The sequence below is a fragment of the Paenibacillus sp. LS1 genome (assembly GCF_026013365.1).
Lineage (GTDB): Bacteria > Bacillota > Bacilli > Paenibacillales > Paenibacillaceae > Paenibacillus.
The window spans coordinates 70006-95271 of the sequence record NZ_JAPDOE010000007.1 but is presented as its reverse complement, the minus strand read 5'-3'; the positions used below and the strand labels follow the sequence as shown (position 1 = coordinate 95271).

At 47.1% G+C, this 25266-nt stretch carries 22 protein-coding genes; 18 read left to right on the top strand and 4 right to left on the bottom strand.

Annotated elements, in window-relative coordinates; all coding sequences use genetic code 11:
* Positions 1 to 188: 188 nt before the first annotated feature.
* From OM416_RS22115 to OM416_RS22060, 12 genes are all read left to right on the top strand, one after another.
* Positions 189 to 2570 carry a glycosyl hydrolase family 95 catalytic domain-containing protein gene (locus OM416_RS22115; RefSeq protein WP_264933071.1) on the top strand — a complete coding sequence of 794 codons (2382 nt, stop codon included), beginning with the start codon at positions 189 to 191 and terminating at the stop codon, positions 2568 to 2570.
* 16 nt (positions 2571 to 2586) lie between these two features.
* Entirely contained in the window at positions 2587 to 3948 is a 1362-nt protein-coding gene (locus tag OM416_RS22110; RefSeq protein WP_264933070.1) for a GH1 family beta-glucosidase, read from the top strand.
* Between the two features lie 359 nt (positions 3949 to 4307).
* Complete coding sequence (locus OM416_RS22105; protein WP_091038518.1) at positions 4308 to 4571, top strand: hypothetical protein; 264 nt, start codon at positions 4308 to 4310, stop codon at positions 4569 to 4571.
* A 318-nt stretch (positions 4572 to 4889) separates the two neighbouring features.
* The gene (gene cyoA, locus OM416_RS22100; RefSeq protein WP_264933066.1) at positions 4890 to 5864 is read left to right on the top strand and encodes a ubiquinol oxidase subunit II; all 975 of its coding nucleotides are present in this window, start codon (positions 4890 to 4892) and stop codon (positions 5862 to 5864) included.
* Positions 5865 to 5885: 21 nt separating this feature from the next.
* The gene (locus tag OM416_RS22095; protein ID WP_264933064.1) at positions 5886 to 7856 is read left to right on the top strand and encodes a cbb3-type cytochrome c oxidase subunit I; all 1971 of its coding nucleotides are present in this window, start codon (positions 5886 to 5888) and stop codon (positions 7854 to 7856) included.
* Positions 7857 to 8477 carry a cytochrome o ubiquinol oxidase subunit III gene (gene cyoC / locus OM416_RS22090; RefSeq protein ID WP_062836430.1) on the top strand — a complete coding sequence of 207 codons (621 nt, stop codon included), beginning with the start codon at positions 7857 to 7859 and terminating at the stop codon, positions 8475 to 8477.
* A complete protein-coding gene (gene cyoD, locus OM416_RS22085; protein ID WP_062836431.1) occupies positions 8478 to 8807 on the top strand; it encodes a cytochrome o ubiquinol oxidase subunit IV in 330 nt (109 codons plus the stop codon). It begins immediately after the preceding gene.
* A 217-nt stretch (positions 8808 to 9024) separates the two neighbouring features.
* Positions 9025 to 9864, top strand: coding sequence for a 5-dehydro-4-deoxy-D-glucuronate isomerase (kduI, locus tag OM416_RS22080; RefSeq protein ID WP_264933061.1), 840 nt, complete (start codon positions 9025 to 9027; stop codon positions 9862 to 9864).
* A 90-nt stretch (positions 9865 to 9954) separates the two neighbouring features.
* Positions 9955 to 10713 (top strand): DeoR/GlpR family DNA-binding transcription regulator, encoded by a 759-nt coding sequence (locus OM416_RS22075; RefSeq protein ID WP_169481506.1) that lies wholly within the window; start codon positions 9955 to 9957, stop codon positions 10711 to 10713.
* A gap of 76 nt (positions 10714 to 10789) precedes the next feature.
* Positions 10790 to 11542, top strand: a complete 753-nt coding sequence (gene kduD / locus OM416_RS22070; RefSeq protein WP_062836432.1) for a 2-dehydro-3-deoxy-D-gluconate 5-dehydrogenase KduD — start codon at positions 10790 to 10792, stop codon at positions 11540 to 11542.
* A gap of 37 nt (positions 11543 to 11579) precedes the next feature.
* Positions 11580 to 12425: a sugar phosphate isomerase/epimerase family protein gene (locus OM416_RS22065; RefSeq protein WP_264933043.1), complete on the top strand. Its 846-nt coding sequence runs from the start codon at positions 11580 to 11582 to the stop codon at positions 12423 to 12425.
* A gap of 239 nt (positions 12426 to 12664) precedes the next feature.
* Complete coding sequence (locus OM416_RS22060; RefSeq protein ID WP_036606925.1) at positions 12665 to 13972, top strand: homocysteine synthase; 1308 nt, start codon at positions 12665 to 12667, stop codon at positions 13970 to 13972.
* A 197-nt stretch (positions 13973 to 14169) separates the two neighbouring features.
* Here the strand turns inward: OM416_RS22060 and OM416_RS22055 are convergent, their stop codons facing one another.
* Positions 14170 to 14358, bottom strand: a complete 189-nt coding sequence (locus tag OM416_RS22055; protein ID WP_264933040.1) for a hypothetical protein — start codon at positions 14356 to 14358, stop codon at positions 14170 to 14172.
* A gap of 35 nt (positions 14359 to 14393) precedes the next feature.
* Between OM416_RS22055 and OM416_RS22050 the strand changes: the two genes are divergently transcribed.
* Positions 14394 to 16406: a heavy metal translocating P-type ATPase gene (locus tag OM416_RS22050; RefSeq protein WP_264933038.1), complete on the top strand. Its 2013-nt coding sequence runs from the start codon at positions 14394 to 14396 to the stop codon at positions 16404 to 16406.
* Between the two features lie 132 nt (positions 16407 to 16538).
* Complete coding sequence (locus tag OM416_RS22045) at positions 16539 to 17348, top strand: alpha/beta fold hydrolase (RefSeq protein ID WP_264933036.1); 810 nt, start codon at positions 16539 to 16541, stop codon at positions 17346 to 17348.
* 122 nt (positions 17349 to 17470) lie between these two features.
* On the opposite strand, the gene OM416_RS22040 is transcribed toward OM416_RS22045, so the two are convergent.
* Entirely contained in the window at positions 17471 to 18202 is a 732-nt protein-coding gene (locus OM416_RS22040) for a ZIP family metal transporter (protein WP_076319651.1), read from the bottom strand.
* Between the two features lie 256 nt (positions 18203 to 18458).
* Here OM416_RS22040 and trxB point away from each other — a divergent pair, with 256 nt between their 5' ends.
* Positions 18459 to 19400 (top strand): thioredoxin-disulfide reductase, encoded by a 942-nt coding sequence (gene trxB / locus OM416_RS22035; protein ID WP_145152380.1) that lies wholly within the window; start codon positions 18459 to 18461, stop codon positions 19398 to 19400.
* Positions 19401 to 19462: 62 nt separating this feature from the next.
* The gene (locus OM416_RS22030; protein WP_056693307.1) at positions 19463 to 19693 is read left to right on the top strand and encodes a glutaredoxin family protein; all 231 of its coding nucleotides are present in this window, start codon (positions 19463 to 19465) and stop codon (positions 19691 to 19693) included.
* A gap of 140 nt (positions 19694 to 19833) precedes the next feature.
* Here the strand turns inward: OM416_RS22030 and OM416_RS22025 are convergent, their stop codons facing one another.
* Together OM416_RS22025 and OM416_RS22020 are read right to left on the bottom strand one after the other, a co-directional pair.
* Complete coding sequence (locus OM416_RS22025) at positions 19834 to 20031, bottom strand: hypothetical protein (RefSeq protein WP_017692236.1); 198 nt, start codon at positions 20029 to 20031, stop codon at positions 19834 to 19836.
* Between the two features lie 146 nt (positions 20032 to 20177).
* Positions 20178 to 21344 (bottom strand): ROK family transcriptional regulator, encoded by a 1167-nt coding sequence (locus tag OM416_RS22020; RefSeq protein WP_264933027.1) that lies wholly within the window; start codon positions 21342 to 21344, stop codon positions 20178 to 20180.
* 200 nt (positions 21345 to 21544) lie between these two features.
* On the opposite strand from OM416_RS22020, the gene xylA reads away from it, so the two are divergent.
* Positions 21545 to 22861, top strand: coding sequence for a xylose isomerase (xylA, locus tag OM416_RS22015; protein WP_264933026.1), 1317 nt, complete (start codon positions 21545 to 21547; stop codon positions 22859 to 22861).
* A gap of 721 nt (positions 22862 to 23582) precedes the next feature.
* Positions 23583 to 25076 (top strand): xylulokinase, encoded by a 1494-nt coding sequence (gene xylB / locus OM416_RS22010; protein WP_264933024.1) that lies wholly within the window; start codon positions 23583 to 23585, stop codon positions 25074 to 25076.
* Positions 25077 to 25266: the final 190 nt, after the last annotated feature.

The window sequence follows — 25266 nt, the reverse complement described above, 5'->3', positions numbered from 1 at the left end:
ATGGATTGTCTGCAATCCATGGTTACACAAGGAAAGGCCCTATATAGGGCCTTTTTTTTGTGGATGATGTGATGATTTGCATTGACGCAAATTTTGAAATCACATATAATTTTATTATTGTAAGCACTTACCGAAAACGTTTTATATACTAAAGAATTCTATAGCTGATTTAGGAACAGGAGCTAATCATGTCCCAACACAATAACCAAACTAAAATCAATCGTCTATGGTATCGACAACCGGCAAAACGCTGGGAAGAAGCATTGCCCATCGGAAACGGCCGTCTTGGAGGCATGGTGTACGGTGGCGCAGCAGATGAACGAATTCAGCTCAATGAAGATACATTATGGTCAGGATTTCCACGGGATACGATTCAATACAGTAGTCAGCGGTATTTGAAACAGACGCGTGAGTTGATTATGGCTGGGCAGTATGGCGAAGCCGAGGATTTGTTGAACCGTGAAATGCTGGGTCGTGATGTGGAGGCTTATCAGCCGATGGGTCACTTTCTACTACACCATGAGGGTCTGGATGATCTTTCGTATGATGCATTTGAGCGTGAGCTCGATCTGGAGTCGGGTATTGCCACCACGGCGTATTCTTGGGAAGGAACTCGTTATGTACGTGAAGTATATTCCAGCGCTTCGGATGATCTGATGGTCTGCACATTGAAAGCTGATCAGAAGGGTGCTGTGAATGTAATTGTTACTTTAGACAGTCCCCATCCTTATCAGGTTCAGACTTCGGGAGATGCACTCACCATGTTCAGCCGGTGCCCAAGTCATGTGGAGTCCAATTACTTCAGGGATCACCCTGAATCCGTTATCTATGAAGAGGATCGGGGAACCGCGTATGCTGTGCGTGTGGCAGTTACGGCAACAGGAGAGCAGGCGAAGGTCTCCAAGCTGGAAGGCAAGCTACATATTCAGGGTGCTGATCAGGTTGTTTTCTATCTGGCAGCAGCTACGTCCTTTGAAAGTTACAATGTGTTGCCTGTAAAGGACAACCTGGTGCTGGAAAAGGAATGCATGGATACGATCTCCAAAGGGATCACACATGGTGCGGAATCGCTTCGTGACCGACATGTAGAAGATCATAACGCTTTGTTTAACAGAGTCTCTATTGATCTCGGTGTATCGGCTAACGCCGAATTGCCTACGGATGAGCGGCTTCAGGCCTATCAGGCAGGGGAACAAGACCCTGGGCTGGAGGCACTCTATTTTCAATATGGAAGATATCTGTTAATGGCGAGTTCGCGTACGGGCAGCCAGCCTGCCAATCTGCAGGGAATCTGGAACCATCAGGTAGAGCCGCCATGGCACAGTGATTACACGATCAATATCAACACCGAAATGAACTACTGGCCGGCAGAAGTCTGCAATCTCAGTGAATGTCATGAGCCGCTGTTTGATATGCTGACAGATCTCAGTGATACAGGGCGTAGAACGGCGCGAATTCTCTACGGAGCCCGTGGATGGACCGCGCATCATAACGTGGATATCTGGAGAACCACGACACCAACAGGCGGTGATGCAAGCTGGGCATTCTGGCCGATGGGTGGCGTGTGGCTGACCTCGCATCTATGGGAGCATTACCAATTTACTGGTGATCAGCGTTTTCTTGAGGAACGTGCCTATCCCATTATGAAAGAGGCTGCACTCTTCTGTCTCGACTGGCTGGTGGAAGGACCGGATGGTTATCTGGTCACGATTCCATCCACTTCACCAGAGAACAAGTTCCTGACAGACGCTGGAGAGGCACGCAGCATATCTATGGCTTCAACGATGGATATGAGCTTGATTCGTGAGCTGTTCAGCCGCTGTATTGAGGCTTCAAAACAACTTGGAATAGATCAGTCATTGGCGAGTGAGTGGAGTGAGGCTCTTAGCAAGCTCTATCCATTCCAAATTGGAAGCGAAGGACAGTTGCTGGAGTGGTTTAAGGATTTTGCCGAATCCGAGCCAGGACATCGTCACGTCTCCCATCTGTATGGACTGTATCCGGGGGAGCAGATCAATCGAGTACACACACCGGAACTCGTGGAAGCTGCACGGATATCGCTTGAACGTCGTATCGCACAAGGGGGCGGGCATACAGGCTGGAGCTGTGCATGGTTGATCAATCTGTATGCACGACTGCTGGATAGCAGCCAGGCACATCAGTTTGTACGCACATTGCTGGCCCGGTCCACCCATCCGAATCTATTTGACGACCATCCACCGTTCCAGATCGATGGTAACTTTGGGGGTACGGCTGGAATGGCCGAGATGTTGTTGCAGAGTCACTTGAAAGAGTTACATTTACTGCCGGCACTGCCTGACCTATGGACTCAAGGTCGTGTGGAAGGGCTTCGTGCAAGAGGTGGTTATACAGTGGGCATAACGTGGGCGGACAATAAGCTTGCGTCAGCGATCATCAAGGCAGACCGAAGTGACTCGCTGAACATTCGCAGTGCATATCCTCTGAGAGTAGAAGGACATGAACAAGCCAAGGCAGAGCTTACGCCTCAGGGCGATTATGTAATTATTTTAACCATGACCGCAGGACAGACGATCCGCGTGTCATCATGAGACGGAGGAGCCAACCATGACTATTTTTAAATTTCCGCAAGATTTCCGCTGGGGAACAGCAACAGCTTCCTATCAAATAGAAGGAGCGGCACAGGAAGGTGGACGCGGGGTATCCATCTGGGATACGTTTGCGCGCACGCCAGGTAAAGTATATAACGGAGACAATGGTGATGTTGCATGTGACAGTTACCATCGGTATGAAGAAGATATCGAATTGATGAAGCAACTCGGGATTAACACGTACCGGTTTTCCATTGCCTGGCCGCGTATTATTCCTGACGGAGATGGTGAGATCAATCGGGAAGGTCTGGACTTCTACCACCGTTTCGTGGATGCATTGCTGGAAGCTGGAATTGAACCGTTCCTCACGCTGTATCACTGGGATCTTCCGCAAACGCTTGAGGATGACGGAGGCTGGGGCAACCGTAGAACTGTGGATGCTTTTGTGAAATATGCCGAAGTGATCTTCAAAGAATTCTCGGGCAAAATCAACTTCTGGCTGACATTCAACGAACCTTGGTGTATCGCGTTCCTGTCAAACCTTCTCGGGATTCATGCGCCAGGAAACAAAGACCTGCAAACGTCAATCAATGTTGCTCATGGATTGCTAGTTGCTCACGGTAAAGCGGTTCAATCCTTCCGTCGTTTGGGTACAACCGGACAGATCGGTATTGCTCCGAACGTATGCTGGGCTGAGCCATACAGCAAATCTCCTGAGGACCAGGCTGCGTGTGATCGATCAATCGCGCTCAATACGGATTGGTTCCTTGATCCGATCTATAAAGGTTCATATCCGCAGTTTATGGTGGACTGGTTCGCAGAAGCGGGAGCTACGGTGCCAATCCAGGAAGGCGATATGGAGATCATCTCGCAACCGATCGATCTGCTAGGCATTAACTATTACACCATGGGGATCAATCGCTTTAATCCGGAGGCAGGCGCTCTGCAGTCGGAAGAAGTTGATATGGGCCTCACTAAAACCGATATTGGTTGGCCAGTGGAATCACGCGGCTTGTATGAATTCATGCATTATCTGCAAAAGTACGGCAATGTAGATGTATATATCACGGAGAATGGTGCCTGCATCAATGATGATCTAGAGAACGGCAAAATTAATGATGATCGTCGTATTGCATATTATGAACAGCACTTGGCTCAGATTCACCGCATCATTAACGACGGCATTAATCTTAAAGGATACATGGCGTGGTCACTGATGGATAATTTCGAATGGGCAGAAGGCTACCGGATGCGTTTCGGTCTCGTTCATGTGGATTATCGTTCACTTGTCAGAACGCCGAAGGAGAGCTATTACTGGTATCAGAATGTCATTAAGAATAATTGGTTGGAAACACGGAACGAACATAATCCCCAATAGATTGGGTGGCAGGTTCTAAGGGAAAAGCAGTTCCTAATTATATAGATACCTTATTAAAGATGAGAAAGACGGTAGCATTGGAGTATTCCGATGTGCCGTCTTTTTTGTGTTTTATTACAGGTGAAAATGATGAGATCATAAAGGTTTGATCAGGTCAAGTGTAGTTCCTGTTATGAAGAGGCTATTTTTGGGTTATAAGAAGTAAGGAAGAAACGAATAATGTTTTGTCAACGGGTGAATTTAAAATAAAGTGTCCAAATTGCGAAGAAAATTTGAACATTTGTTGACTAAAAATCATACTGATGTGGTATATTGGTATAAGGAAAGCACTTACAAAAAGGGAAAAGGAAGTGTTTACTATGGCATCGAAGACAGCAATGGTTAGCCAATTGGAGCGCAAAGACAAAAATATGCGGCGCGCCGTCTTGACGATGACAGTTCTGGCATGGGTCGCACTCATTACAGGAGTGGTCATGTGTCTGATCAATCTGAATGATTTTAATGATCGTAATCTTGGCTTGATGGTCGGTATTGGATTCCTTGTAGGTAGTGTGTTTATCTACGTTATTGCCAAAGCGATAGGCCTTGTTCATACACGCCGGGAAGACGAAGGCGCCGATTGATAATAATCCTGCGTTAATTCGTTCATAATAAGACTGGATAAGTACCCGGAATCCAGTCAATAAAGCCCTTTGCGGATTCGTTGACACTGTTCAACGGGACTGCAAAGGGTTTTATTCTGTGACTTGATGTGTAAAGATTACAATAAGCAAATATCAACCATGCAAGCGATTTGTGAGAAAAAATTCACACATTTAAGGTGTAAAATCGACAAATTTGTTAACAAGAACAAAAAAGTTGTTCATTTCTGATATCTTTAGTAGGAAGAGAGTAGTATACTGATTTTTCAGTATGAGCGAATTTAAGGAGAGGGGATCAAAATGAACAAGAAACCTAGGTCGCTAATCCGGATTATCATTCCGGTTGTCCTGACGTTGGTTACAATTGCATTGATTGTCTGGCCAATGCTGGCAGGCGGGCAGTACGTTGTTCTGGATCCGAAGGGGCCAATTGGCGCTTCGCAGAGAGATTTAATTGTCATCTCGACAATTTTGTGTGCTGTCATCATTGTGCCAGTACTCATTTTGTCTGCCGTAATCGTATGGCGTTACCGCGACAAGCCGGATAACAAAGCTGCTTATGAGCCTAACTGGTCTCATAGTACGAAGGCGGAGGCAATCTGGTGGACGGTTCCAATTATCATTATTGGACTGCTTGCCATTGTTACTGTTCGTTACACGTATGATCTGGAGCCTTCGAAGCCGTTGGCTCACGAGAAAGCACCAATTACTATTCAAGTGTCTTCACTGGACTGGAAATGGTTGTTTATGTATCCTGAGCAAGGGATTGCAACGGTCAACACGCTGAATATTCCGGCAGACCGGCCCGTGAAATTTGAACTCACTGCGGATTCACCGATGAACTCATTCTGGATTCCGCAACTTGGAGGACAGATTTATACGATGTCGGGTATGGCGATGACCTTGTATCTGCAGGCAGATCATGAAGGCAAGTACTGGGGTTCAGGCGCTAACTTCACAGGTGAACATTTTGGAGAAATGCGTTTTGATGTGAATGCTACATCGGACGAAGATTTTGACAAATGGGTAGCTGAAGTTAAACAAAGTTCCCAGGAATTGACCACAGAAGGTTACAAGGCACTGGCTGAACCAGGAACAAGCAATGTTGCTTATTATTCTGCGTTCCCAGAAGGATTGTTCCAAAATATTGTGACGAAATACGTTGTAGATGGTCAAAGTGCTCACAGTAAGCACAGTACTTCAAACGAAGCTGCTGGAGCCATTCAAAGTACAACTGACAAGTCCAATCAAGACGAGGACAAGAGTGCTAACTAAAGATTCGAAAGGAGGCCCCCAATGTTAGAGAGACTTAAAGAGTTTGCATCGGAGTTTTTCGTTACCGGCGACCCGCTGATTTATGGTGCGGACGTGGCGATCGGAATTACGTTGATTACCATCGTAACGGTGCTGACTTATTTCAAAAAATGGGGCTGGCTCTGGCGTAACTGGTTAACTACTGTCGATCATAAAAAGATCGGTATTATGTATATCATTGCTTCCATTATCATGTTGTTCCGTGGTGGTGTGGATGCATTGATGATGCGTCTGCAGCTGGCTATGCCTAATATGGATTTCTTACATCCTGAACATTATAATCAGGTATTCACAACTCACGGTACGATTATGATCCTGTTTATGGCGATGCCATTTATGTTCGGTTTATTTAACGTCATTGTGCCACTACAGATCGGAGCAAGGGACGTTGCGTTCCCGTTCCTGAATGCACTGAGTTTCTGGTTATTCTTCTTGGGCGCAATGCTGTTTAACCTGTCCTTCGTTATCGGTGGTTCACCGGATGCGGGATGGCTGAGTTATCCGCCTCTATCGGAGCTGTCGCACAGTCCGGGGGTAGGACAGAACTTCTATATATGGGGTATACAGATATCGGGTATCGGTTCCCTGGCTACCGGTATCAACTTCCTGGTTACCATCATTAAAATGCGTGCGCCAGGCATGAAATGGATGAAAATGCCGATGTTTACATGGTCGGTATTCTCCACTTGTATCATCATCTTGTTTGCATTCCCAATCTTGACCGTGACGCTTGCATTGCTATTCCTCGACAGGTTTGCCGGGGCGCATTTCTTCACACTTGATTTGGGCGGTAACCCAATGATGTATATCAACTTGATCTGGATGTGGGGTCACCCTGAGGTATACATTGTCGTCTTGCCGGCATTCGGTGTGTTCTCCGAGATTGTAAGTACATTCTCTCGGAAAAAACTGTTTGGTTACAAGTCGATGGTATTTGCGATGTTAATCATCAGCTTCCTGTCCTTCTTCACATGGGCGCATCACTTCTTCACGATGGGTTCTGGAGCGGACGTGAATGCATTCTTCGCCGTAACTACGATGTTGATTGCTATTCCAACAGGAGTTAAGATATTTAACTGGCTGTTTACCATGTATCGAGGAAGGATACGCATGGCGACTCCGATGATGTGGACACTTGCCTTTATCCCGTGCTTTATTGTCGGGGGTATGACAGGCGTTCTGTTATCCGTTGCTCCTGCTGACTTCCAGTTCCACAACAGTTACTTCTTGATTGCCCACTTCCACCAAGTATTGATCGGTGGCGTTGTCTTCGGATACTTCGCAGGTCTGTATTACTGGTGGCCTAAAATGTTCGGTTTCCAACTCGAAGAGAAACTGGGCAAATGGGCATTCTGGACTTGGAATATTGGTTTCTATGTCTGCTTCATGCCGCAGTACGCTGTCGGTCTGATGGGTATGACACGTCGTCTGAGCACATACGGCTGGGATACTGGCTGGTGGGAACTGAACTTCGTATCCACAATCGGGGCATTCCTGATGGGTGTCGGATTCCTGTTCCAAGTTGCACAAATCGCAGACGGTATTCGCAAATATAAAACACTCAAAGCTTCCGCCGATCCTTGGGATGGTCGTACGCTCGAGTGGTCGATTCCTTCACCAGCTCCTGAATATAACTTCGCTGTTACACCGCGCGGAGATGATATTGATGAGTGGTGGGAAGAGAAAGAACGTCGTGCCAAAGGCATCTATCCGCCTGAGCAACCGCTTGAGCCGATTCATATGCCGAAGAATTCCTCGATTCCGTTCATCATGTCTGTCTTCTGGTTCGTTGCCGGTTTTGGCTTCGTATTCGGTTGGCTGTGGATGGCGATTCTCGGACTTGCTGGCGTCGGCATTTGCATGATCGCCCGTTCATTCTCTTACGATACGGATTATTACATTCCGGTCGACGAAATTAAGCGTACCGAAGCGTCGTTAAGGGGGTCGGTATAGATGGCTCAAGCAGCCGCTAAGCACGGTGAGAATCATGCACATGGTCATGACCATGGCCACCATGATCCACAGGAAATGAAAATTCTCGGATTCTGGTTCTTCCTGATTTCCGACGTTATCCTGTTCTCCGTATTGTTCGCAACCTTTATTGTGTTGCGTGACAATACGGCGGGCGGACCGATTTTGTCTGAATTGATCAAAATGCCTGGCGTTATCGCCGAGACGTTTATCTTGCTCACAAGTTCATTTACGAGCGGCCTTGCCGTTCTGGCAATGAATCAGGGTAAAGTAAAACAATTAATCAGTTGGTTGGCTGTTACAGCTGTTCTGGGTGCGAGCTTTATCGCTCTTGAGGTATATGAGTTTATTGAGTTGATTCACGAAGGGTTTAGCTTTACAACGAGTGCTGCTTCTGGCGCATTCTTCACCCTTGTGGGAACTCACGGACTTCACGTATCGCTTGGTTTGATCTGGATGATCGGACTCATGTTCCAACTGAAAAAACGTGGTATTACCGATGTTACTCGCGGTAAAATCAACGTTATCAGCTTGTATTGGCACTTCTTGGACGTCGTATGGATTTTCCTCCTGTCGATCGTCTATCTCATGGGGGTGATGTAGATGTCAGGGCACAACTCACATGATTCCCACGGTCATGAGCAACATGGTTCACTGAAGTCCTATGTCATCGGCTTCATTCTGTCCGTCGTTCTGACAATCATTCCACTTGTGGTGGTTCTCAATGATATGATGGAAAGAACAGGAACACTCATTGTTGTTCTTGGCACAGCAGCACTTCAGTTTGTGGTTCAACTCTTCTTCTTCATGCATATTCGTGAAACAGAGAAACCACGCTGGAACGTTATGGCTCTTATCTTCGGATTGCTGATCATGATGACTATCGTGATTGGTTCGATCTGGATCATGCTTAACAACGCTGTTGCACATTAATATGTGAATTAAAGAAGATCTCCCGGTCTGTTTTACAGACTGTGGGATCTTTTTTTTTGCTCTTTTTTAAGAAATATATCGCATTAATAATTAATCATATCAATTATTTTGAAAATAAAGGTACACAAAAGATACATAATGAACTAAAATGAACTTATATGAACATTATTCAACATCAATGTCAACCAACTCAAATGACGAAGGGAATGGATTAATAATGGAAAATCGCTATGCTGCACACCCCAATGAAGTGAAAACGTATGATACATCTCGCCTGCGTGAGGAATTTTTGATGGAGCAACTGTTTACAACTGATGAATTGGTAACGGTGTATTCTCATGTAGATCGTTATATTGTGGGAACGGCTGTACCTGAGAGCAAGGACATCACCCTTGAGGTGAACCTGAAAGATATCGGAACGAACTTTTTCCTGGAGCGTCGTGAAATCGGTATCATTAATGTAGGTGGACACGGAACAGTAACAGCGGATGGACAAGGTTATGAGATTGGAGCAAAGGAATGTCTCTACATCGGTAGAGGTGTGAAGGAAGTCGTGTTCACGAGCAGTGACAAGGCTCAACCTGCCCAATTCTATTTTGTATCCACACCGGCTCACCATACCTATCCAACGGTAAAAGCAACACAAGAACAAGCTCAGCCGAATCATCTGGGCAGCATCGAAACGTCCAATGAGCGTACGATCTATCGATATATTCACCAAGGAGAAGGTGGAATCCAGAGCTGTCAGCTGGTGATGGGCATTACCGAACTCGACAAGGGTAACATGTGGAACACGATGCCTGCACATACCCATAACCGTCGTTCCGAAGTATACTTGTACTGGAACTTGCCTGAAGACGGTGTTGTATTCCATATGATGGGTGAGCCAAACGAAACACGCCATCTGGTTGTACGTGATCGCCAGGCGATTATTTCCCCAAGCTGGTCCATTCACAGTGGTGTGGGTACAAGCAATTACACCTTCTGTTGGGCGATGGCTGGTGAGAACCAGACATTCGAAGATATGGACGGCGTAGCGATGAAAGACCTGAAATAATAAATTACAGATGTCTGAGTTAATTTGAATAGACAGGGTAGACCCTAGAACCTATTCATTTGACTCAGGTGGTATAGGAAGTTGATTATGATGAATCCATTGAAAAGACATGAAAAAATTATGGAGGCTCTGCTGGAGCGCCAGGAAGTAACCGTCAGTGATCTAAGTGAACTGTTGCAGGTGACGGGGAAGACTGTGCGAGAGGATCTCGACAAGTTGGAGAGTATGGGACTGCTCGTACGTGTCCATGGTGGGGCTATGCTGGCTCAGAATGACCAGTATGGCATCTTGAATAGTCGTGGAGTTACAGAGAAGCATCATCCGGAGAAGACGGAGATTGCTGAACGTGCCCTTGCTTACATTCGACCTGGAGATATCGTTGCCCTCGATGGTGGCAGCACCACGCTGGAGATGGCCAAACGTCTCGACAATCAGCCCATCACGGTAGTGACTAATGATCTGTTCATTATTGCGGAGCTAACCAAGAAGGAGCAGGTGCGACTGGTTGTGCCTGGCGGGGCTCGTGTACGGAATATGCTGGTGGGCGATGATACGGCTGCCTTTATATCCAGTCTAAACATTCACAAAGCCTTTATATCCACGACAGCCCTTCATCCGGAATTTGGGCTATCAATCTACACGGGAGATCTGGTTCCTTTGAAAAAAGCAATGATATCTGCCTCGCAGCAAGTATACGGCGTTGTGGATCATTATAAATTCGGACAATTTGCACTTCGGACTTTTGCCCAGTGTTCGGAACTGGACTACATTATCAGTGACAGTCGTCTGGATGAAGAGACGGCTGCCTTATATGAGCAGAGCGGTGTCACAGTGGATTATCAAAGTTAACCTCATTCATAATTCATGGGATTAAAGAACGGACGGATCTATTGTTTGCATATCAAACCATGCGGAGGAATCATTCATGAACCCATTTGATTTAAGCGGACAAGTTGCACTAGTTACAGGTACATCGGGCGGACTGGGACAAGGGATGGCCATTGGTCTGGCAGAAGCGGGCGCTGATGTGGTGCTGGTCTCTTATTCCAAGCCTGCGGAAACGGCAAGTGCCATTGAAGCCCTTGGGCGCAAAGCCTATGTGATTGAAGCGGATTTAAGTCGTGAAGATGAGTTGTCGGCTGTGTTCGAGCAGGCGCTTGCCTTCCAGGGCAGAATTGACATTCTCGTTAACAATGCCGGAATCATTCGCCGCACACCTGCGGCTGATCATGCAGGGCAGGACTGGCACGATGTGATCGGCCTGAACCTGAACACTGTATTTTTCCTAAGCCAATTGGCTGGCAGACATATGATTGAACGCGGAAGCGGTAAAATCATTAATATTGCATCCATGTTGTCCTATCAAGGCGGGATCAATGTGCCGGGTTATACGGCAAGTAAACATGGCGTTGCTGGTTTAACCAAAGCTCTCGCTAATGAGTGGGCAGGCAAGGGTATTCAGATTAACGGTATCGCACCTGGTTACATGGAAACGGATAATACAACCCAGATTCGTGCAGATGAGAATCGTTACCGGGATATTACAGCCCGCATTCCTGCTGGACGTTGGGGTACTCCTGAAGATCTGAAAGGGCCCGTTGTCTTCCTGGCATCTGCCGCTTCGGATTATCTGAATGGTCATGTGCTAAATGTCGATGGCGGCTGGATGGCACGTTAATCGCTTGATAATCGGATTAGCATAAGGAGGCAGTGAGATGAAACTTGGTATTCTGGCACATACATTTGGCAAACAGCCTACAGCACAGCTTGCGCAGACGATTGCAGATAACGGATTCAATTCCGTACAGCTGGCGCTGGCCAAAGCATTATCCGATGTGGACTCATCGAATGGCAAGCTGAGCCCAGGGTTAGCGAATGAGATCGGAGATCAATTTGCACAGCGCGGGGTGAAGATTGCAGTACTGGGCTGTTATATTAATCCGATAGACCCTGATCCGGTAAGCAGACGTGCAGACATTAATCGATTTAAGGAGCATCTACGTTATGCCCGGGATTTTGGTTGCAGCATGGTGGCAACGGAGACCGGGGGCTTGGATACCTATCAGGATACACATCCCGATGGATATGAAGAGAAGGCATGGAGCGTGCTGAAAGAAACAGTTGAGGAACTGGCTGAGGAAGCGGAGAAGTGGGGCGTTCATGCGGCGATTGAGCCTGTATCTACCCACACCCTTCATACCCATGAACATATGACACGGTTGTTTGAAGAGATTCCTTCATCCAATCTGGGAATGCTATTCGACCCGTGTAATCTGATCAAACAGCCACATGCAGCAGATCAAGGGGCTTTCTTGCGTGAGGTGATGGAATCTCTGTATCAACGCATGATCGTGATTCATGCCAAGGATGTAGCCTTTGATGAACAGGGAGAGAAGTTCAATCCGGTACCTGGGGCAGGCATACTGGATTACCCGCTATTTTTTGAATTGCTAAAAACGTATAAGCCACATATCGATATTTCACTTGAAGGTGTAACTGCGGAGGAAGCTGTGCCTGCGGCCAAACATTTGCGTGAAGTATGGAGTGCAGTTCGGGTCTAACAAAAGCTTGGATGAGGTATTGCATATCGAAGCCAAAATAGCTGAAAAAACCTTTGCGAGGGCAAAGGTTTTTTTGGTAGAGAAATCGATAATTTACATATTAAATATTTCTTATCGGAGAAATCGGAAATAATTCTTTTCAAATGCGACATCTTGTGAGAGAATATGGAAAACATACGCCACCATGCGAATACATCAGGGACTCAGAGAACGTATATATCAAGGGAGGATTCAGATTTATGTCAAACGAACGTGAGCTTTCATTTGAAACATTGGCAATTCATGCAGGCCAGGAGATTGATCCAACCACCAACGCACGAGCTGTGCCCTTGTATCAGACAACTTCTTATGGATTCAAGGACACCGAGCATGCCGCTAACCTGTTTGGTTTGAAAGAGTTTGGCAACATCTATACCCGTCTGATGAATCCAACAACCGATGTGTTTGAGCAACGGATTGCTGCGTTGGAAGGCGGAGCTGGGGCGCTCGCTACAGCTTCCGGTCAGGCAGCCATTACGTTTTCACTTCTGAATATTGCTGGTGCAGGGGATGAGATCGTGTCTTCGGCGAGTTTGTATGGGGGTACGTACAATCTGTTCTCGACTACGTTGCCGAAACTGGGTCTGGACGTGAAATTTGTGGATTCCAGTGATCCTGAGAATTTCCGGGCAGCGATTACGGAGAAAACGAAAGCATTGTATGCCGAAACGATCGGTAATCCGAAGGGGAATGTATTGGATATTGAAGCGGTGGCAGCCATCGCCCATGAACATGGAATTCCTTTGATTGTGGATAATACGTTCCCGAGTCCGTACCTGCTTCGTCCCATCGAACATGGAGCAGATATTGTCGTTCACTCTGCGACGAAATTTATTGGCGGTCATGGTACATCCATTGGTGGCGTTATCGTGGATAGCGGAAAATTTGACTGGAAAGCAAGTGGCAAGTTCCCTGGATTGACGGAGCCGGATTCCAGTTATAACGGTGTGGTATATACGGAAGCGGTTGGACCGATTGCTTATATTATCAAAGCTCGGGTACAGCTGTTGCGTGACTTGGGTGCAACGATCTCTCCATTCAACTCATGGTTGCTGCTGCAAGGACTGGAGACATTGCATCTGCGCGTAGAGCGTCATAGTAGCAACGCTCTGGCTGTTGCAGAATTCCTTGAGAAACATGAGGATGTGTCGTGGGTAAGTTATGCTGGTCTGCCGAGCCATGGTTCTTACGAGCTTGCACAGAAGTATCTGCCAAGAGGACAGGGCGCCATTCTGACCTTTGGAATCAAAGGTGGTGCGGACGCGGGTCGCAAATTAATTGAAAGTGTCAAACTGTTCTCTCACCTTGCAAACGTGGGTGACTCCAAGTCACTAATCATTCACCCGGCAAGCACAACTCACGCGCAGTTGACTGAAGATGAACAAACCGCCGCAGGGGTTAATCCGGAATTGATTCGTCTGTCTGTGGGTACGGAAAACATTCAAGACATTATTTATGATCTGGAGCAAGCGATCAAAGCAAGTCAGGGAGCAAGTGTAGGCGCGTAAATGGCATTGAGTGGATGTGCGAACAATCTCTTAAGCGATAGGCCATAAAAAGGTCAAACGAATATCAATATATGGTTAAAGCCGTTGTCCTTCGGGACAGCGGCTTTTTGTCTTTTTGAACAAGCATTTCTGAGTAACCATCGAAAAAAGCCCATTTACAAATGTGGATCACAGGCATATACTAATTAAAAGTTGTATTAAGTAAAAACAATTGCATAAGTGCAAAAATGATTATCATTCTCATTCGAGATTATTTCAAAATCATTCACAAAACCATGCTGCTGCGGGATTCCCGCAGCAGCATGTGTCATTTTTAGGGCATTAACAATGGCTCTCATTCTCAATACAACTTCATTTTTGGGAGCGGAATTCAGCAGACTCGTCATCCGCAAACCTACCATTCGAAAGGAACGTGATTCATATGCAAGCGATACATCAACCACTACACAGACAGAAACAAGCAGAACAGCGCTCATCCCAAACACCAGACCCAAACCGGGGACGTAAGCCTGATTTTCGAGCCATGTTGCACAATAAAGAGATGCAATCTGCATTGGGCAGCGGGCTGTTGATGCTGATTGCTTGGGGAACTGCACCGTATTTTGGTACCCTATCCATCATGCTCTACATTGTGGCCTATGTCGTTGGCGGTTGGACCAAAGCGAAGGAGGGCATCGAGACACTGGTGAAGGACCGTGATCTCGATGTAAACCTGCTGATGATTGCCGCATCCCTCGGGGCAGCAGCCATTGGCTACTGGAACGAAGGCGCGATGCTGATCTTTATTTTTGCACTCAGTGGTGCATTGGAAAGTTATGCGACAGAGCGCAGTCATAAAGATATTTCATCTTTACTGGCGCTCAAGCCAGAGAATGCACTGCGTATTGAGGATGGACAGATGAAGCTCGTGGCTATTGATGATCTGCAACCTGGTGATCTCCTGTTGGTCAAACCGGGAGAACTGATTCCTGCGGATGGGGTGGTGTACCGAGGGAGTTCTTTTATCAATCAGTCGTCCATCACTGGAGAATCCCTGCCTGTGGACAAAGTTGCGGGGGATGAAGTCTATGCAGGTACGGTAAACGGGGAAGGCGCATTATACGTAGAGGTCACAAAATCGGCTGAAGGGTCACTGTTCGGAAAGATCATTAAAATGGTGGAAGAAGCGCAGGCGGAAGTACCGGATTCTCAGCGTTTCATGGAGCGGTTTGAAGGAATTTACGCACGTATTGTTGTAGGGGTGACCTTACTTGTCATTGCAGGAACTCCGCTACTGCTTGGCTGGGCATGGAATGAGGCATTTTATAAAGCGATGGTATTTCTAGTTGTTGCTTCGCCTTGTGCATTGGTGTCTTCCATCATGCCTGTTATGCTGTCCGCGATGTCCAGTAGCGCCCGCCGTGGCATTCTTTTCAAGGGAGGTGCCCATATGGAGAATATGGCTCGCACGCGGGTTGTGGCTTTTGACAAGACAGGTACATTGACCATGGGTACCCCGCAAGTCACCGATATTATTACGGCTGAACATGTAGATCGCGCCCAGCTGTTAGCTGCGGTAGCGGCCATTGAGAACCTCTCCATGCACCCATTGGCTCGTGCCATCGTAGATCAGGCGAACAAGGAGAATATCAATCTTGAGGAAGCGGAGCACGTACAGGCTCTAACAGGCTGGGGTATCGAAGGCACTGTGAACAATGTGGTCTGGAGCATTGGCAAAACAGATGTATTGGGAGAGGTGCAGTTAGGGGAGATGAAGGGCAGCAACGTTGATCCAGATGAATATGGTGCTAACCATGTGAAGGTATCTTCTAAGTGGGGCGATGTACGCTCCCGTCTTGAGGGGGAGGGGAAAACCGTCTCCGTTGTTATGGCTGATGGTGAATTCGTCGGGCTGATTGCCATGCGGGATACGGTACGGCCACAGGCAGTAGCTGCAGTGAAAAAGCTTGAAGCCATGGGTATTAAAGTTGCGATGTTAACAGGAGATCAAGTCAGATCAGCTTCTGTGATTGCGCGTGAAACAGGAGTAAGCATGGTCTATGCAGACTTGCTGCCTGGAGATAAGGTGAAGCAGGTACAGGCACTCCGCAAACAGTATGGTCCTGTGCTGATGGTAGGGGATGGTGTCAATGATGCACCAGCACTTGCAGCAGCTACTGTGGGTATGGGGATGGGATTGTCCGGCAGCGGAACTGCACTGGAGGTCGCCGATGCGGTACTGATGAACGATAACATTGAAGAGATCGCTTGGGTGATTGGGCAGGCTCGTCGAGCACAGCGAACGGTGAAGCAGAATATGTTTTTTGCCATCACCGTTATTCTGGCCTTAATTGCTGGTAACTTCCTCCAAGACGTCGCATTGCCTCTGGGTGTGGTAGGTCATGAAGGCAGTACAATTCTGGTTATTCTGAATGGGCTTAGGCTGCTACGGTAATCAGATTTGGAGAGGAAAATGGTTAATTGGTTTCGCTGGTAGTATGCGGCTGGTTGAACGGCTCACGTTTGAACCTTGGGTCAGCGGGTAATGATTCGAAGAGACGATTTGATAATAAGGGAGTTGTGAAATATGGGACGTTATGTACAAGTGGAACCGAATGTAAAAGTATATGTTGAAGATATTGGCGAAGGAACCCCGGTTGTCTTTTTGCACGGCTGGCCTGTCAATTATAAAATGTTTGAATATCAGCTGAATGTTCTGCCTAACCATGGCATTCGTGCCATTGCGATAGATTTTAGAGGATATGGCTTATCGGATAAGCCTTCCACCGGGTATGATTATGATCGAATGGCAGACGATGTTCGTGCCGTTATTGATGATCTGGAGCTGACAGACGCTGTACTCGCAGGGTTCTCCATGGGTGGAGCAATTGCAGTACATTATATGGCTCGTCATAAGGGACATGGTGTATCCAAGCTGGCCTTGTTATCTGCGGCAGCACCTGTGTTCACACAGCGCGAAGGATATCCGTATGGATTGACTCCGGAGCAACTGAACGAGCAGATTATTGAGCCGATCTTCGCAGATCGTCCGAAGTTGCTGGAGACGTTTGGCGGCATGTTCTTTGCGAAGGAACACAGCCAGCCATTCATGGATTGGTTCCATGCACTGGGCATGGAAGCTTCATCCTATGGTACCATTCGCAGTGCAATTGCGTTGCGGGATGAGGACTTGCGTGATGAACTGAGTTCGATTCAGGTGCCGACAGCTATTTTGCACGGGAAAAAGGATGAGATCTGTCCGTTCGAATTCGCCGAGCAGATGCACCAAGGCATTGCTTCGTCTCAATTGATTACTTTTGAAGAGAGTGGTCATGGCGCATTCTATGATGAATTGGAAAAATTCAATTCGGAACTGATCCGATTTATTCAATCCTGATTATGTAAGGAGTAATGCCTCATACAGGCACTCCCAGTAATTTCATGGAATCTTCATTTGTGGCTAAACAAAGAACCCGGTCGACAGTCTTGGACTGTTCGCTCGGGTTCTTTAGTCTTCAATTAAAACAGTTCGGTCAGACCGATCATCGTGATGAGTCCGAGTAAAAACGAGATGGTCGCCACACGTGCATTGCCGTCACCGTGACTCTCGGGAATGAGTTCCTTATAGACGATGAACATCATCGCACCGGCTGCAAAAGCCAGTCCATAAGGGACAAGACCGGATACGAGACTGCTTAAAGTATAACCAATCATAGCCGTAATAATCTCTACCGCTCCGGTCAAGGTGGCAATACCCAGCGCTTTGAAGCGGCCAATGTTCTGATTCACAAGAAAGAGGGCCACCAGGAATCCTTCCGGTGCATTCTGCAATCCGATGGAGAAGGCAATGAGATTGCCCAGGTTCTCATCCGAGCTTGCATAGCTGACTCCAACCGATAACCCTTCTGGCAAGTTATGCATGGTGATGGCTGCAATAATCATGAAGGCTTTGGCTTCAATTTTAAAAGGCATTTTCTCGGGATTCTCCAGATCGACGTGTGGAATCTTCATCTCCAGCACCAGTAGCACCAGGCTACCAAGCATAATACCAAATGCGAGTACAAAGAGGTTCGATTGGCCGAGCGCTTCGGGAATGAGATTATACACCGAGGCCGAGGTCATAATACCTGCGGCGTATGCCAGCAAGATATCACGCAGACGGTGCGATATTTTGCGCATAAATAGAATCGGTACGGCCCCTAGGCCGGTAGACATGGCTGATATAAAACTGCCAATGAGTGCATCGTTCATGCTTCCATTTTCCCTCCTGATGAAGACTTCTTCATAATCGCTGCCGAGCATTGACACCGTACATAAAAGAGATCATAATGAACAACAGATTAGAATGATTATAAATTAGAATTCCGTTTCTGCATAGGGCAATTGTCATTACACAGGCAGGTCTTGTGGACATGATGTAGGCTTTTCGTTCTAGTGTATGCAAAAGCATAAGCTTTTGATGCCGGAGGGCCAGACCTTTTTGTAGAACCCGGGGGAGGAACTATACATGTATAAATCAATTATTATTGGAACAGGCCCTGCAGGGCTAACAGCAGCAATCTATCTGGCACGTGCCAACTTGAATCCGCTCGTTATTGAAGGTCCACAACCTGGTGGTCAATTGACAACAACGACTGAAGTAGAGAATTTCCCAGGTTTCCCTGATGGCATTATGGGTCCTGAACTGATGGATAACATGCGTAAACAAGCTGAGCGCTTCGGTGCTGAATTCCGTACAGGCTGGGTGAACAACATCGACATGAGCGAGCGTCCATTCAAGATTCAAGTTGAAGGTATGGGTGAACTCGTATCCGAAACATTGATCCTGTCTACAGGAGCATCTGCTAAATACCTGGGTATTCCTGGGGAAGAAACGAATGTGGGCCGCGGTGTCAGCACATGTGCAACATGTGATGGATTCTTCTTCCGTAACAAAGAGATCATCGTCATCGGCGGTGGCGACTCTGCCCTTGAGGAAGCAAGCTTCCTGTCCCGTTTCGGTTCCAAAGTAACCCTGGTACACCGTCGTGAAGAACTGCGTGGCTCCAAAATCATGCAGGATCGTGCACGTAGCAACGAAAAAGTAGAGATGGCTTTGAACCGTACACCACTCGAAGTACTTGCTGGCGACAACGGCGTGACAGGTCTGAAAGTATTGAACAACGAAACAGGTGAAGAAGAAGTGATTCCGGCGAGCGGCGTATTCGTAGCCATCGGTCACACACCGAACACTGGCTTCCTCGGCGGTCAAGTTACAACGGACGAACACGGTTATATCCTGACTACACCGGGTACATCCGAGACAAACATCCCAGGCGTATTCGCATGTGGTGACGTTCAGGATACACGTTACAAACAAGCGATCACAGCTGCGGGTAGCGGATGTATGGCTGCGATGGACACAGAGAAATACATTGAAAGCTTGGAGCACAGCGCAGTTGTTCTGTAATAGAATGAGCTGATTTCAAACAAACTATAGATTAATATAAAACCATACGAGGTGAATTAAACATGGAAAACGTAATTGTATACACATCAACGAATTGCCCGAACTGCAAATCCGTAAAAAGTTTCCTGGCTGACAAAGGCATCGCTTATGAAGAGCGCAACATTGAAACTAGCGACGAATTCGCACAACAAGTATGGGACATGGGTGTACGTGCCGTGCCTTTGACTGTTATTGGTGAACACCGCATTCTGGGTATGAACAAAACCCAATTCGCTAAAGCATTGGACGCTTAATTCAGGCTGATCATCTGGATCATCATGTGATGAAAGAGAGATTCGATTCATATGCAATTCCGGTTTTCGCGAGCCGTTAGGATATAGAAAGAACCGTACCCGGAAGGGTACGGTTTTTTGTGCACAACGCAGAATATGATTTAGAAAAAAATGCTCATAAAAGTCTGAAATACAACATACACCAGCAATCCTGACAGCATGTACATGAAACCAGCCTTCTTTTTGCTCTGAAACAATCGGAGTATGCCAAGGCTGAACAGGGGCGCAAGCACAATCAGGAACAGGAGTACGGTGACAAACATTTGCGCCGAGATATCTGAAGTATCCACGTAGGTCACGCTTTTTTCACTCCGTTTCATTATCGGAATTAACACAGCTGCATTCACATAGCCATGACAAAAATCACATAACCCCATTATACATCTGGATTTCTTTAACAAAAAGGGAGGAAATGGGGCGAAATGATGTCAATTTTCATCTGTTATTAGACGGAAACTCTTATTCTTCCTAGAAACTGGGAAATCGCAGAGTAAGCGGCACCAACGCGGGTGGAACGGCTGCCCAGAGCTGCCCACTCAATCTGCAAACTGCGGCGGTGATAGGGTAATGTACGTTCCTCAACAACCTGTTTTAACGCCGTTTCAATCCAGGGACCTGCTTCAGATAGTGGGCCACCAATGATAATACGTTCCGGGTTAAAACTGTTCACGATGTTGGTAATGCCAATGCCCAGTTTGCGCCCAATCGTGTCGTATAATGCCTGAACAGTCTCGTCGCCTTGCTCCGCATAATGAATAAGCTCCCGTGTGGTATGAGCAGGTAATTTTAGCTGATGATCCGGATGCTCGTAGGCTTTTTCCGATGCATATAACTCCCAGCATCCACGATTACCGCAGGAGCAGGGCAGACCTTCGGCTTCAATGGACATGTGGCCTGTTTCTCCAGCATAGCCCCATGCTCCTTTGTATAATTCACCATCCACCATGATGCCTGAACCAATTCCCATGCCTGCACTGATATAGATCATATGGCGAACACCGATACCTGCTCCAAAATTCAACTCTCCATGGGCGCCAGCATTGGCTTCATTATCGATGGTTACAGGTAGTTCAAATTCTTCTTCAAGCATGGAGCGCAGAGCTACCTTCTCCCACCCCAGGTTGGGTGCAAACAGAACCGTTCCTGCCTCATCAACCATGCCGGGCACTCCGATGCCAATGCCGATGACACCATGAGGGGAAGGAGGAGCTGCTTCAATGAGTTGCTTTGCCGCCAGTTTCAATTGCTCCAGTACAGAGGACACATCATGATGTTCCAAGATTACTGCATACTCTGTGATGACGTGACCTTCCAGATCCGTAAGCACACCCTTCAAGTGGGTCACACTAAGTTCTAATCCAACAGCATATCCGGATGTCCCTCGAAACAGTAACATAAGTGGTTTGCGTCCGCCACTAGATTCTCCAGGGCCAATCTCCTCCAAGAGTTCATCGTTAATCAGATCGGCTACAAGGTTGGAAACCGTTGCTTTGTTAAGTCCTGTTAGTTCAGACACGCGTGCGCGGGAAAGAGGGGCATGCCGCCGGATCGTATCCAGCACGATCGACTTATTTATTTTTTTGACCAGCATCTGGTCTCCGGTAATTTTCATATGGTTAAGGCACTCCTATTCTTCTGATAAAAGGGTTCTGACCCACATCCGAAACAAGTTATTCGACTATTATAGCGTAAACAAACAGGCAAAAAACATTTTTATTTTTACTTTGTTTAACCAATAGACAAAGTATTATCGATGTGATAGGATAACGGTGTAAACGATTTCTTTAAAACTATTGAGGAGGCATTTTACACATGGCCTATTTTGAATCCGTTAATAAAATTACATTCGAAGGTAAAGATTCCAAGAATCCATTTGCTTTTAAACATTATAATCCGGAAGAAGTGGTAGCCGGCAAATCGATGGAAGAACATTTCCGTTTCGGTATGGCTTACTGGCATACATTAACTGCAGGCGGCAGTGACCCGTTTGGTGCGGAGACAGCTGTTCGTTCATGGGATAAATACTCAGGTCTGGACCTCGCGAAAGTTCGCGTGGAAGCGGCATTTGAATTTTTGGAAAAAATGAATCTTCCATACTTCTGTTTCCACGATGTGGACATCGCACCAGAAGGCAACAACCTGCGTGAATTCTACAGCAACATCGATACCATCGTTGACCTGATTGAAGACCACATGAAATCCAGCGGCAAAAAACTGCTCTGGAACACAGCAAACATGTTCTCGAACCCACGCTTCATGTTCGGTGCAGCTTCCACGTGTAACGCAGACGTGTATGCTCACGCTGCAGCACAGATCAAGAAAGGTCTGGAAGTCGGTAAACGTCTGGGCGCTGAAAACTATGTATTCTGGGGCGGTCGTGAAGGTTACGACACATTGCTGAACACAGACATGCAACTGGAGCAAGACAACATTGCTCGCATGTTCCATATGGCTGTAGACTACGCGAAGGAAATTGGCTTTGACGCACAATTCCTGATCGAGCCTAAACCAAAAGAGCCAACGAAACACCAATATGATTATGATGCAGCAACTTCCATTGCTTTCTTGCAAAAATACGGTTTGGACAAACACTTCAAACTCAACCTGGAAGCGAACCACGCTACACTGGCTGGTCACACATTTGATCACGAAATCCGCGTTGCTCGTACAAACGGCATGCTCGGTTCCCTCGATGCGAACCAAGGTGATATGTTGATCGGTTGGGATACGGATGAGTTCCCGGTTGATATGTACGATGCGACATTGACGATGTATGAAGTATTGAAAAACGGCGGTATCGGCCGTGGTGGTGTGAACTTTGACGCGAAAGTACGTCGTGGTTCCTTCGAAGCAGACGATCTGTTCCTGGCACACATCGCAGGTATGGATACGTATGCGAAAGGTCTGAAAGTGGCAGCAAAACTGATCGAAGATCGCGTATTCGATGACTTCATCGAAAAACGTTACAGCAGTTTCAGCGAAGGTATTGGCGCAGATGTAGTTGCAGGTAAAGCAACACTGGCTTCCCTTGCTGAGTATGCACTGAACAACGAAAGCCCACGTAAAAACCAATCCGGACGTCAGGAATTGCTGAGAGCACAACTCAACCAGTACATCCTGGCTGACTAAAAACGGATTAGGCAGGGTTGGTGCACGCCGACCACTGATGGTTACTCATACGTGGTTGGACATTAGTAACCAAGCTCGCCTATGCACAAGATTAGCTTGTACCATGGAACGCCTGAATAAGCATGACATTCGGACCGTCCCCGACTTTCCCTTGGGAAGACGGGGGCGGTTTTTTTGGATAAACAAATAACGCGGTTTTTAAATTTTTGATATAAATGAATAATTTGCATGCTAAACGAAGTGAGCAGAAAGGACCCGAGGAAGCGAAGCGTACGCTAAGAGCTTTCTGAAAGAAAGCTGGCTTCGGAAGCTAAGGTTTATCCCCGGATTTCTCCCTTGCCAAAGGGATTAAAGGAAATCCGGGGGGAACGGCGATTCGAGGGTTTTCTGATCACGGAGTGACTACATGAGCATCAAGGTTTCATTTATAACCAATGACGAATCAAGGTCATTGGATCAATCTTTCTGTTATAAGAACGAGTATGTTTTTACTCGTTTCATATCCATGTGTGTCCAGGATCATGCATGCAAAACGGAGTGAGCAGAAAGGACCCGAGGAAGCGAAGCGGACGCATTTATCCCCGGATTTCACCCTTGCTAAAGGGTATAAAGGAAATCTGGGGATAACGGCGATCCAAGGGTTTTCTGATTACGGAGTGACTTTCATGCGTACTTGGATCTTTCGTGGATATAACCTGTGATAAACGAGAGGAGTTAACCTATGAGTTACGTAATTGGCGTCGATCTAGGAACCAGCGCGGTCAAAACAGTACTGGTCAATCGTGAAGGAAAAGTGGCATTTGAAGCATCCGAGGCATACCCGTTGTACCAGCCCAAGGCTGGATACAGCGAACAAAATCCTGAAGATTGGGTAGAGCAAACAATTGTCTCCCTGCGCAAATTGCTGGAAGTGTCTGGCGTGCAACCTTCGGAAATCGAAGGCTTGAGTTTCTCCGGCCAAATGCACGGACTGGTCTTGGTGGATGCTGAAGGTAAACCGCTACGGAATGCAATCCTGTGGAACGATACACGAACAACGGCTCAGTGCCGCCGCATTGAAAAAGTGCTGGACGGCAAGCTGTTAAGTATTGCCCAGAACCGTGCCCTGGAAGGGTTCACTTTACCGAAAATTCTGTGGGTACAGGAGAACGAGCCTGAATTGTTAAAACAAGCAGCCTTGTTCCTGTTGCCAAAAGACTATGTGCGTTATCGCCTGACCGGGGATTACGCCATGGATTATTCGGATGCAGCGGGTACCTTGCTGTTGGACGTTGCAGGCAAGCAGTGGAGCAATGAGATTGCAGAAGCATTCGGGTTGCCGATCTCCCTTTGTCCACGTCTCGTGGAATCGTTTGAAGAAGTGGGCACATTGCTGCCTGAGATTGCGGATCAAACGGGTCTGGCTGCTGTGACGAAAGTATATGCAGGCGGTGCGGACAATGCGTGTGGTGCCATTGGCGCAGGCATTCTGAGTGAAGGACAGACGATGTGCAGCATCGGAACGTCCGGGGTTGTGCTTTCCTACGAAGAGCGCAAAGATCTCGATTTCGAAGGCAAAGTTCACTTTTTTAACCACGGAGAGAAAGATGCCTTCTATATTATGGGTGTAACGCTCGCGGCAGGATACAGCCTGTCCTGGTTCAAGGATACATTTGCAGCGGACAAATCATTTGATGTTCTCTTGCAGGGCATTGATCAGGTGCCAGCGGGCAGCAACGGATTGTTGTTCACACCCTATATCGTTGGGGAGCGTACGCCTCATCCGGATGCGAATATCCGCGGAAGCTTTATCGGTATGGATGCCGGGCATAAGCTGGAGCACTTTGGACGCGCGGTAATGGAGGGCATTACATTCTCACTGCGTGAGTCCATTGATATTTTGCGTGGTGCAGGTAAAACCGTGAATGAAGTCATCTCCATTGGTGGTGGTGCTAAAAATGAAGCTTGGTTGCAAATGCAGGCGGACGTCTTCAACGCCACAATTGTGAAGCTGGAGAGTGAACAGGGCCCTGCGATGGGTGCAGCGATGCTGGCCGCTTATGGCTGTGGCTGGTTCCCATCCTTGCAGGAATGTGCAACGGCGTTTATTCGTCCAGCGAAGTCCTATGAGCCGAACCCGGAAACGGTTGCGGTGTATGATGGCCTGTTCGCACTCTATCAGGAAGTCTACGGACAGACACGTAGTCTGAATGATCGTCTGGCTGCGTACCGTTAATTCATTTATTTCACTACATTAAATTTGTTATTACATTAAAGCATCCGCGCAGGCGGGTGCTTTTTTGTCGTTCATCCGGATAAATCTCATGAAAGGTTTTCTTGGCTTGCATATCCGCATTCTAGCTCTGCATAGATTGGAAATAGAGGATTGTGATTCGTCCAGGCATCAAGGTGTTCGACGATTTTAA

Bases quoted from the DNA above. Each gene is read 5' to 3' on its own strand.
- cyoA (WP_264933066.1), top strand. From the start codon at position 4,890: ATGAACAAGAAACCTAGGTCGCTAATCCGGATTATCATTCCGGTTGTC.
- OM416_RS22095 (WP_264933064.1), top strand. From the start codon at position 5,886: ATGTTAGAGAGACTTAAAGAGTTTGCATCGGAGTTTTTCGTTACCGGC.
- xylA (WP_264933026.1), top strand. From the start codon at position 21,545: ATGGCCTATTTTGAATCCGTTAATAAAATTACATTCGAAGGTAAAGAT.
- OM416_RS22030 (WP_056693307.1), top strand. From the start codon at position 19,463: ATGGAAAACGTAATTGTATACACATCAACGAATTGCCCGAACTGCAAA.
- OM416_RS22105 (WP_091038518.1), top strand. From the start codon at position 4,308: ATGGCATCGAAGACAGCAATGGTTAGCCAATTGGAGCGCAAAGACAAA.
- trxB (WP_145152380.1), top strand. From the start codon at position 18,459: ATGTATAAATCAATTATTATTGGAACAGGCCCTGCAGGGCTAACAGCA.
- OM416_RS22055 (WP_264933040.1), bottom strand. From the start codon at position 14,358: ATGACGAGTCTGCTGAATTCCGCTCCCAAAAATGAAGTTGTATTGAGA.
- OM416_RS22040 (WP_076319651.1), bottom strand. From the start codon at position 18,202: ATGAACGATGCACTCATTGGCAGTTTTATATCAGCCATGTCTACCGGC.
- OM416_RS22050 (WP_264933038.1), top strand. From the start codon at position 14,394: ATGCAAGCGATACATCAACCACTACACAGACAGAAACAAGCAGAACAG.
- cyoC (WP_062836430.1), top strand. From the start codon at position 7,857: ATGGCTCAAGCAGCCGCTAAGCACGGTGAGAATCATGCACATGGTCAT.
- OM416_RS22060 (WP_036606925.1), top strand. From the start codon at position 12,665: ATGTCAAACGAACGTGAGCTTTCATTTGAAACATTGGCAATTCATGCA.
- cyoD (WP_062836431.1), top strand. From the start codon at position 8,478: ATGTCAGGGCACAACTCACATGATTCCCACGGTCATGAGCAACATGGT.
- OM416_RS22045 (WP_264933036.1), top strand. From the start codon at position 16,539: ATGGGACGTTATGTACAAGTGGAACCGAATGTAAAAGTATATGTTGAA.
- xylB (WP_264933024.1), top strand. From the start codon at position 23,583: ATGAGTTACGTAATTGGCGTCGATCTAGGAACCAGCGCGGTCAAAACA.
- OM416_RS22065 (WP_264933043.1), top strand. From the start codon at position 11,580: ATGAAACTTGGTATTCTGGCACATACATTTGGCAAACAGCCTACAGCA.
- OM416_RS22115 (WP_264933071.1), top strand. From the start codon at position 189: ATGTCCCAACACAATAACCAAACTAAAATCAATCGTCTATGGTATCGA.
- kduI (WP_264933061.1), top strand. From the start codon at position 9,025: ATGGAAAATCGCTATGCTGCACACCCCAATGAAGTGAAAACGTATGAT.
- kduD (WP_062836432.1), top strand. From the start codon at position 10,790: ATGAACCCATTTGATTTAAGCGGACAAGTTGCACTAGTTACAGGTACA.
- OM416_RS22110 (WP_264933070.1), top strand. From the start codon at position 2,587: ATGACTATTTTTAAATTTCCGCAAGATTTCCGCTGGGGAACAGCAACA.
- OM416_RS22020 (WP_264933027.1), bottom strand. From the start codon at position 21,344: ATGAAAATTACCGGAGACCAGATGCTGGTCAAAAAAATAAATAAGTCG.
- OM416_RS22075 (WP_169481506.1), top strand. From the start codon at position 9,955: ATGAATCCATTGAAAAGACATGAAAAAATTATGGAGGCTCTGCTGGAG.